Genomic DNA, 8,492 nt, shown 5'->3' with positions numbered 1-8,492 from the left:
GTACAAAGAGAGGGTGGTAATTATGACATTAGCATTAACACAGAGCGATTTTCGCGCTAACCTAAAAAAATATTTAGATCAAGTTAATGACGAAGACGAAACAGTTTATATTGCTCGTTCAAATAGTCGAGCAGTGGCCATCGTTTCGCAAGAAAAAATGGACTGGCTAGAAAGAGCATTAAAAGCTAAAGAAGGTTCGTTAGAATATGCAATTGCGCGTGATCAGTTAATTAAACGACATGTTTTACCTGATGATGAAATTGTTGAATCAAATGATGATTATTGGGGTCAGTTTAAATAATGAAAAAACTAAGATTTAAACCACGTGCAACCTTTAGTGCTGATCTAAAACGATTAGCCAGTTTAGACAAAAACATTATCGATGAAGTTCGAGAAGCTATCGATCTTTTACTTGAGCAACAACAATTACCGCCAGAATTTGAAGATCATGAACTTAATCGGCGAATGACCGGATATAATGAATTTCATTTACGAGATACCCCGAAAAACAAAACACCAAGCGAAACTAACGATGTCCTGGTTGTTTATACAATTGATAAAGATGAACTAGTCTTAATTGGAATTCGAGTAGGATCGCATGATCGTTTATTTCCTGGTCAGAATCGTTCTAAAAGGTATCGAAAAAATGACGAATAAAAGAGGTCATTTATACCATATTAAGGAAAATAACCCCCAACATCTAAATCATAGATGTTGGGGGTTATTTTAACAATGTTTTTGAGGGGTTATTTGTGAACAATAGCCCCTTATAGGCACGACGGGTGGGCTAGCTATTATTTTATAATAAATAATGTCTTTATTATTTATCTCGAAAGGTGTATTATTATAATAATAATTAAAGGAGGACTCTTTGATGACAAAGATATTAGTTCTTAAACTATCAAAAGAATGGTACGATGCGTTAAGTTTTTCTAAACGAAGTGTTTGGCAGTTGCAGTTGAAAAACCGAGTTAGTGGACATTGGAAGGTTAACTTTACAAGAGTTGCTAAAGTAGATTATGTAATCGCAATGTATGCAGGAAAGGTGCTAGCCGATTATACTCTTGGAAATAATTTAACAATGGAGAGATCTGAAGGAAGAATCACGGATTTAGATCTTCAAGATGCTAAAAATGCTACTGGGCTAGTAGGAGAGAGTTTGGACTACAAAACTGCTAATCCGAGTACGATAAAAGAGCTAAGCGAATTAGAGGAATTAGTTATCATAAGTGAAGATGCTCCATCTATTTCTGTTGATTATTCATTCGGTGGCGGATCTGCTAGTGTCGTAAAGAATGATGTAACCTATGAATTCACCATAACTGATTTTGATGAAAATGATTATGGTGATGTAGGTGTTGAAGTGATTGGAGACAATCATTCCTTTGTTATTGATGATGTGTATAATCGGAATTCACTTCCGGACCGTGATGTAAAAGGAGCGCCAGAATATTTGGACGGCATTGAAAGAGACATTGAAGATAGTGTAAAAGCGGGTTTGTCTGAGATTTAAATTCGTTTATCAGTTAGTGTAGTTAGCAAAAGCAATAAAGAAGCCCACTTAAAGTTAGTAGTCATTTACCGTGCTAGTGCGCCAATAATTCGGACGCCGAAAAGCCAAAGAGATTCGGTTCGCTTTGGCCTTTTTATGTAATTGATGCATGACTTTGATCCCAATGAGCGTTTTTAAGACGATCACCAAATTTCATGAATACCCTCCTGATTTCAAAATAATTGTGCCTATAAATATAAAAAGAGCAAGCAGAGAACCATTGCTTGCTCTTTTTATATTTATAGGCGTTATTTGAAGGTTATAGACCCTGAAGATAAAATTTAGAACCGATTTTTAATTTTTCGTATACTCAGATTGATTTTCTAAAATTCTTTACTATCAGTATCTAGAATCATATTTTCTGGATAGTACACTTTAGAATACGGATCTAGTTTAGGTTTAATTAATTGATGATCTAAATAGAAATTAATTTGATTAGCTTTGTTAGATTTATCTAGGAGTTTTTGTACTAATTTCAGTTGTATTGGGTTGTAATGTGCGTAATAGACATAGAAATATATATTTTGAAAATAAGGGTATATATATTTCATTTTTTTAGATAAGATAGCAAACGATTAATAGATACGGCTTCAGATTTGGCATTTTTGAAGGAAAGCAATACTTCTGAAACACCGCCAGAATAACTTGGCCGAATTGTTGCTCTATAAGCGATCTTTCTATATTTGAAACACGAACTTCATTGGAAAAATTTAAAGGTTTAATGACCTGAACGCCGATGTAATTAGTATGTTTGCCATTAAGCAAAATTACTGTGTAAGATCTGTTGTGGTAAATAAAAGTAGCTATATTATTAGTTTTACGAACAGGCTTAAGGAAAGCTTGATCAACTTTTTTTTGTGTTAGTTTTGCGTTGCTTTTATTTATAGGTTTGGGTGATTGTTCATAATTAATGTATATTGTTGATGGATCAAGGTTAGTAATACCATTAATATATAATGCACTAAGATGGGATAAATGGGCTTTTTTTGGAGCAATACTAAGAGCAATTTCGTATGCATTAAGTTTCGTAGTTGTCGATAAATAGCGATAAAGTAACCGTTTTTGATAAAGAATATTTACTGATTCAAGGAAGTTTAATCGTACCAGAAGAGTTGTAAGTCCATATAGTGTCGTTTCATTTAGTATATTTTTTTGTTTTTGCAATGTATGCAGAAGCTCCATTAAGGAGCTTCTGTTAAGAATATTCCCATGATTAGAAATAAATTTAAGTATATCCATTTTATTATCTAAGAGTTGCTGAGTAGCAGTACCTTTCATATTAATTACTCCTATACTTATTCAAACAATTTTATTTAGAAAGCATAGGTATATATACCTATGCTTAATATTGAGTTCTACATAAGATATATTACATTAAGATAGTTTTAGTGTCAAAGCATAGGTATATATACCTATGCTTAACAATAAGCCTTATACAAAGCTTGTTACTTTAAAATAATATTACTTATAAAGCATAGGTATATATACCTATGCTTAGCATAAGACAAAAAAATGGTATTATTAAAAATAAGATGGGACAGTGAGGTAGCTTATGAATCAAGAACAAATTAGAAATACAGTAATTACTTCAATTTTTTCAAATGACATTCTTTTAGACAAATTAACTTTAAAAGGTGGCAATGCCTTAGAATTTCAGGGAGTAACCGATCGTGCTTCACAAGATATTGATTTTGCTATTACTGAGGGTGTTAATTTTAATTGTGAAAAATATGGACCCATGATAAAAAAGTCCTTAGTTGATGGATTTGCTGCTGCAGGGTATGAAGTTATTAATTTTAAACTTGACGTTCGTCCGCAAAAAAAAAGTAAAGTGATTGAACAATATAATAGCGAAATTGATTTTGAAGATATTGTTTGGGGGGGATACCACATTAAATTTGGAATCATACAGAAGGAAAAATATGAATTTTTAATTGAAAATCATGTGGAAAATATCGGGGCTCATGCTGAAACGACTTGGGAAAACAAGAAAAATATTGAAATTGATCTAAGCAAAGAAGAATACACCGATCCACGTGAAGAAAAAGAGTTGGATGGATATACAATTTACATATATACTCCAATTATGCTTGTTTATGAAAAGATACGTGCTTCTTGTCAACAGTTACCTCAATATACAATTGGTAATTCAAAAGAACGTGCTAGAGACTTATCCGATATTTACGGAATAATAATACAAACAGATAATTTATACGAACAGATTTTGGACCCCAAAAATATTTACATTTTAAAAAAAATGTTCATCTTAAAAGGGGTTGATTTTAAATTATTAACAAAGTTAAGGTCCTACAAAGAAGAATTAGCCAAAGATTATAAAAGTAATGTTTTACCACAAATTCGTAGTGACAAGAATAAGCAAAATTTTGATTTTATTTTCAGTTTTGCAGAAACGCTATTTAAACAAGTGTATGAATTGGTTATGGAAAACCAATAGTGATATGGGGGAGATAAATATGGTAGAAAGTCCAAAAGTTTTTATTTCATATAGTCATCAGAGTAGTGAGTATAATAAAAAAGTATTAGATTTTTCCAATAATTTCCGTTTAAAAGGCATAGATACGAATATTGATCAATACGTAGAAGCGCCATCAGAAGGCTGGCCTCAGTGGATGGAAAAACAAATTTATGATTCAGATTATGTTTTGGTTTGTTGTAGTAAATCATACATAGAGAAGTTTAGAGAAAACACCGAGGGATTGGGAATTTCTTGGGAAACAAGTATGATATACCAATTTATTTACGACAATGCTACAAAAAACTCTAAAATAATTCCTGTATTCTTTGATGAAAAAGACAAAAGTTTTGTGCCACGTCCTTTGAAAAAATATACTTTTTATAATTTGTCAAAGGAAGCAGATTACGTAAGACTTTATAATCGTTTAATTGGAAAAACAACAAATAATAAAGCACCTTTAGGTCAATTAAAACCTTTAGATGAAAAGAAGCCCAAAACACTATTTGTTTCGACACCCATTGATATAGAAAAATGGAATCAAGCAAGATGGAGAGGCATTATGTACATTTGCATAGCAGGTGATGTACCAGTTTTAGGTTTAGTATTTAAAAACTATCAAAGGGGTTTAGAAATATTTGATCAATGGAGAAGATTATCAACTGATAGATATATTGATGAGTTTGTTTCTTTCTGTTTTATTACACCTCCCTTCTCCAAGAAAAGCTTGATATATTCTTCTGAGAAATACAACTTTGGAAAGGGATACTTTGCATATATTGGTCCTAACATTAAAGAGGCTGAAAATAGAGCCCAAAAACTAGGTTTAAGTAAAGAGAATCTTGTAATAACAGCTATTAACAGATTCAGATGGATGGATGAAAAAAGTAACGCTCAAAATCGAAAGAAATTCCAGGAAAGTGTCAAAGAAAGGGCAGAGTGCTTAATAGTTCCTATTGCATTAGAAAAATTGACAAGTGGACTATTATCAGGCAAAGACAGTATAAGAGATGTAATCAATTTTGATGGTGCTTTAAAAATGAGCAATATTTCCTTTAAAAACGGAAAAGACCTAGACGAAAATACTCCTGAAGGAGCCGTACTGAAGTCTCTTGTTTAATTGTTTACCAAAATTTCCACCAATATTTTTTTCGGAGGAGGGGAGTATTGCCAATATCTGAACTTAGATCATTTTTCGCAGTTGAAGTTTCTTTTAATTCTTCTAGCTTCTTTTCAGTCATCAATTGCAATTGTTGTGACTGGTCTAATAGTTTTTGCATTGATTTTAATTGTTCATCTTTTTCTTTAATTTGGTTATCTTTAATTGCTAATTGCTGGTTGAGCAATTCTATTGTATTTATATCCATGTTGCCAGTGTTACTAGTAAATGTTTTCTCTCCAAGTTCCTGGTTGTTACTACCACTGAAATGTTGTTTTAACAGCAAATAACCTGAGTTACTGACAACTAAGGTTTGTACCCCGTTCCTAGGAATGGTTTGAACATAGTTTGCTCTAAAGTTTGCATCTAGTTTTTTCCTAATGGCTTGTTTTGATACACCAAATTCGTCAGCAAGCTCTTTAATAGTTTTAGGCATGATTTCCAAACCCCTTTCGGAGTTCAGCAAGTGTTTCTTTTCTTGCTTGATCTCTTATTTTTTTATCGTGCTCAAGTTGCTGTTCAGCTAAAGTTTGTTTTTCAGTGGAACCTAGTGGTAGCCCTTTAACCTTGTCCGTCGCACGCCATTTCTCTTGATCTGTTAGTTCGCTATTATGCTGAATATTGAAAAGCTTTTGCCGTTCATCTTGAAGTTGTCCTTGTGAGAAGTCGTTTGCGTTCTTTTTTTCTGATTTCCAGGTAAATGAGTAACCAATAACTGGCTTGCCACGTCCTTTACCATATTTTTTTCTAATAGTTAGGCCCCTGAAAAGAGGAGTTAGTTCTTCTTTAATTGGTTTAAGGACCTTTTTATCAACATTTGAAGGAATGTTCCAATAACTTTTAGGGATATCAAGTAATTCAAAAAAATCTTCTTTAGAAAAATAAGCATATCCAGTAGTCCTGAACTGTTTAATTAATCGAAACATAGTTTTTGCATAACTACTTTTCAAATCCTTAAATTCTGATAAAGCATAACGAACCCAACTTTCCAAATCATTTAGTAAGTTTAATGCTTTAGGGTAAACTTGTACATCAACATAAGGTTCTTCAGCATTTCCCTTAATTTCAAACTCAGTAAACATAACAAACATTTCCCTATCCAACCCGTTTTTACTACGTCTACCAAACCTAAGACTGAGAATCTTTTGGTATGTATTCTCAATGTCATCAATAAATCGTTTGTTGGCAGTTGGCTTATAATTACTAAGCTCTTTTAGCTGATCAAAAGAAAAACGGACTGTCTTATTACCCTGATCGCGCATACGAGAAACAATTGAAAAGAATAAATTCATTTCAACGGGAGTAAATTTTCTCAAAGGAATTGTATTCAATTCAGGGTCATACTTAACTAGTTCATTAGACATATTTATCACCTCAGCACTATACTAAAATAAAAGTACCTGTTTATCAAGTACATATCTTTTAAAGGTACTTGATAAACAGACAAAAGGTACTTGATAAACAGACAAAAGGTACTTGATAAACAGACAAAAGGTACTTGATAAACAGACAAAAGGTACTTGATAAACTTCTGTATTCCTTGGGAGAGTAAGGCTCAAGAGGGGTCTAAAAGAGGTTTATAAAAGAGGTTTATAAAAGAGGTATAAAAGAAGCACCACTGTACAAGAACTAAACCTAAAAATAAAAAACACAAAGGAGTGAGCCAAAAACCGGCTCACATTAAACTCCAGTCGCTACGGTCCTTGCGCCTCACTCCGTTCGTTGCCTAAATAAGGTGTGACAAGTCACAGTTAATACGGGCGCTGACGCCCCGCACCCCGCCCAAGCTGATTCAGCTTAATCGTTTTACACTCGCCGTTAGGCAGGAAAGCAAAGTTTTTGTAGAAACTTTGGCTTTCGCCTTTTCAGTGTCTAAACTTGTTTAGAGCTGTCAACTCCTTATGCTCCGACGCTTTGCTCGTCCGCTACTGTTGACAGCATGATATTAGTTTTTCTTAAGATTAAGAAGTTTCTGACTAATAATTTTGATTTTAAGGCCCTTATTCGTAGGATTAAGGACTTTAAATATTATTTTAGTATATTTATACCAAAGCAAAAGCGAAAGATTTCTAAAGCGATTTTAGGGGCTAAATAATGAAACCTGAGCGATTAATAATATCTTCTTGTCTTTTTTGCAAAATATAAGTATACAGTGCACTATACAAATTACGTTTGATTTCATCTGATTCATGTAGTAAAGCCTCAAATAATTCTTGAATATCAACTTGCCATGGATCAGCAAGCAGTTCATCAATTTTTTTAATACTTTTTGTTCGTCCATTTTAATTACTCCTAACATCAAGGTAATAATTTCAGTTTTAACTTGGATACATAGTTCTTGCAGTTAGTTATTCAAATTTGGTTGCTAAATTTATAAAGAATCTTTGAACAAAGCAATTAAAAAGTTTTGTTTGAGCGTGGCAAAATTTGCAATAGTTTTTTAGCATTTAAAGAACATCAAATTTAATTAATGTGTAAGTCCACATTGAATTAAAAATATATTCAATTCAATGATGTCAAAAACTGTTTTTATGGCTATCAGCAGTCCGAGTAAAACGAGGTCAATGCGCACTTACACACAACAAATAAATTCAGTTGTATTTTGCGCTTAAAGCATGTCTCAGAAGTTGCCTTTGGCAACAACTAAAAACTCAAAGAAAAACTAACCAAAATCAATTTGATCTAACATGGTTCGGTACTCGCTTGGTCTAAACCTAAATAAGCTAAAGTCATAGCTTCACTTGAATGATTTAATAAGTGCATTACTAGGCCAATATTGTAATTGGATTGCGTGTAAACGCGATAAGCCCCGGTTTTGCGCATCGTATGAGTACCTAGATAATTAATTCCTAACAGATTGCCAACTTTACTCATAATTTTGTAGAACTGTTTTTCAGTAATATGGCGCTTGGGGTGTTGAATGGAAGGAAAGAGCCATTCAGATTCTAGTTTATGATCAAGCAGCCATTGACGATACAATAAGAGATCTGTTTGAACCGGTTTAAGGTACAAGGTATTAGGCTTACCAGTTTTTCGGTCGTGAATAAACGCATTTTGTTTAATAGACCCGTCCGGATAAAAGATATCGGCCTGTTTTAAGCACATGACGTCACTGACTCTTAGTAGTGTAGCTTTACCAATTTGAAAAATTGTATAGTTACGCTGGCCAGCTTTAAAGTTATTGAGTAAAGTATCTTGCACCTCTTTAAGAATATTAGAATCTTTGATTGGTAAGACAATTTGTCGCATAGTTTTAGCCCCTTTAAAAAAATTTTTGATTTTTAGTACAAATTAAAGTACAATATTAA

The 8,492-nt window shown here is 32.9% G+C and carries 8 protein-coding genes and 2 pseudogenes; 5 read left to right on the top strand and 5 right to left on the bottom strand.

The annotated features are described in order from the left end of the window. The first annotated feature begins 22 nt into the window (after positions 1–22). The 3 genes from JCM15457_RS11485 (at position 23) to JCM15457_RS11800 (ending at position 1,513) form a co-directional block, all read left to right on the top strand. Entirely contained in the window at positions 23–301 is a 279-nt protein-coding gene (locus tag JCM15457_RS11485) for a type II toxin-antitoxin system Phd/YefM family antitoxin (protein ID WP_002834561.1), read from the top strand. Then, complete coding sequence (locus tag JCM15457_RS11480; protein ID WP_034990054.1) at positions 301–657, top strand: type II toxin-antitoxin system YafQ family toxin; 357 nt, start codon at positions 301–303, stop codon at positions 655–657. The genes JCM15457_RS11485 and JCM15457_RS11480 overlap by 1 nt, the downstream gene beginning before the upstream one ends. A 217-nt stretch (positions 658–874) precedes the next feature. After that, a complete protein-coding gene (locus tag JCM15457_RS11800) occupies positions 875–1,513 on the top strand; it encodes a hypothetical protein (protein WP_051993501.1) in 639 nt (212 codons plus the stop codon). Between the two features lie 594 nt (positions 1,514–2,107). On the opposite strand, the gene JCM15457_RS11470 is transcribed toward JCM15457_RS11800, so the two are convergent. Next, entirely contained in the window at positions 2,108–2,830 is a 723-nt protein-coding gene (locus JCM15457_RS11470; protein ID WP_034990053.1) for a hypothetical protein, read from the bottom strand. Positions 2,831–3,104: 274 nt separating this feature from the next. Here JCM15457_RS11470 and JCM15457_RS11465 point away from each other — a divergent pair, with 274 nt between their 5' ends. Next, positions 3,105–4,007 carry a nucleotidyl transferase AbiEii/AbiGii toxin family protein gene (locus JCM15457_RS11465; protein ID WP_034990051.1) on the top strand — a complete coding sequence of 301 codons (903 nt, stop codon included), beginning with the start codon at positions 3,105–3,107 and terminating at the stop codon, positions 4,005–4,007. Between the two features lie 19 nt (positions 4,008–4,026). Beyond that, entirely contained in the window at positions 4,027–5,145 is a 1,119-nt protein-coding gene (locus JCM15457_RS11795; protein ID WP_051993499.1) for a TIR domain-containing protein, read from the top strand. Between the two features lie 4 nt (positions 5,146–5,149). Here the strand turns inward: JCM15457_RS11795 and JCM15457_RS11455 are convergent, their stop codons facing one another. The 4 genes and pseudogenes from JCM15457_RS11455 to JCM15457_RS11440 form a co-directional block, all read right to left on the bottom strand. Continuing rightward, positions 5,150–5,620 carry a helix-turn-helix domain-containing protein gene (locus JCM15457_RS11455; protein WP_034990050.1) on the bottom strand — a complete coding sequence of 157 codons (471 nt, stop codon included), beginning with the start codon at positions 5,618–5,620 and terminating at the stop codon, positions 5,150–5,152. After that, a complete protein-coding gene (locus tag JCM15457_RS11450; RefSeq protein WP_034990049.1) occupies positions 5,613–6,548 on the bottom strand; it encodes a replication initiation protein in 936 nt (311 codons plus the stop codon). The genes JCM15457_RS11455 and JCM15457_RS11450 overlap by 8 nt, the downstream gene beginning before the upstream one ends. Before the next feature lie 723 nt (positions 6,549–7,271). After that, a pseudogene (locus tag JCM15457_RS12705) lies at positions 7,272–7,483 on the bottom strand (hypothetical protein). A 363-nt stretch (positions 7,484–7,846) separates the two neighbouring features. Then, a pseudogene (locus JCM15457_RS11440) lies at positions 7,847–8,433 on the bottom strand (site-specific integrase). Positions 8,434–8,492: the final 59 nt, after the last annotated feature.

It is taken from the genome of Liquorilactobacillus sucicola DSM 21376 = JCM 15457 (genome assembly GCF_000612445.1).
Classification (GTDB): domain Bacteria; phylum Bacillota; class Bacilli; order Lactobacillales; family Lactobacillaceae; genus Liquorilactobacillus; species Liquorilactobacillus sucicola.
Note: the sequence above shows the minus strand (reverse complement) of the source record. Positions and strands in the feature narration are given on the sequence as shown.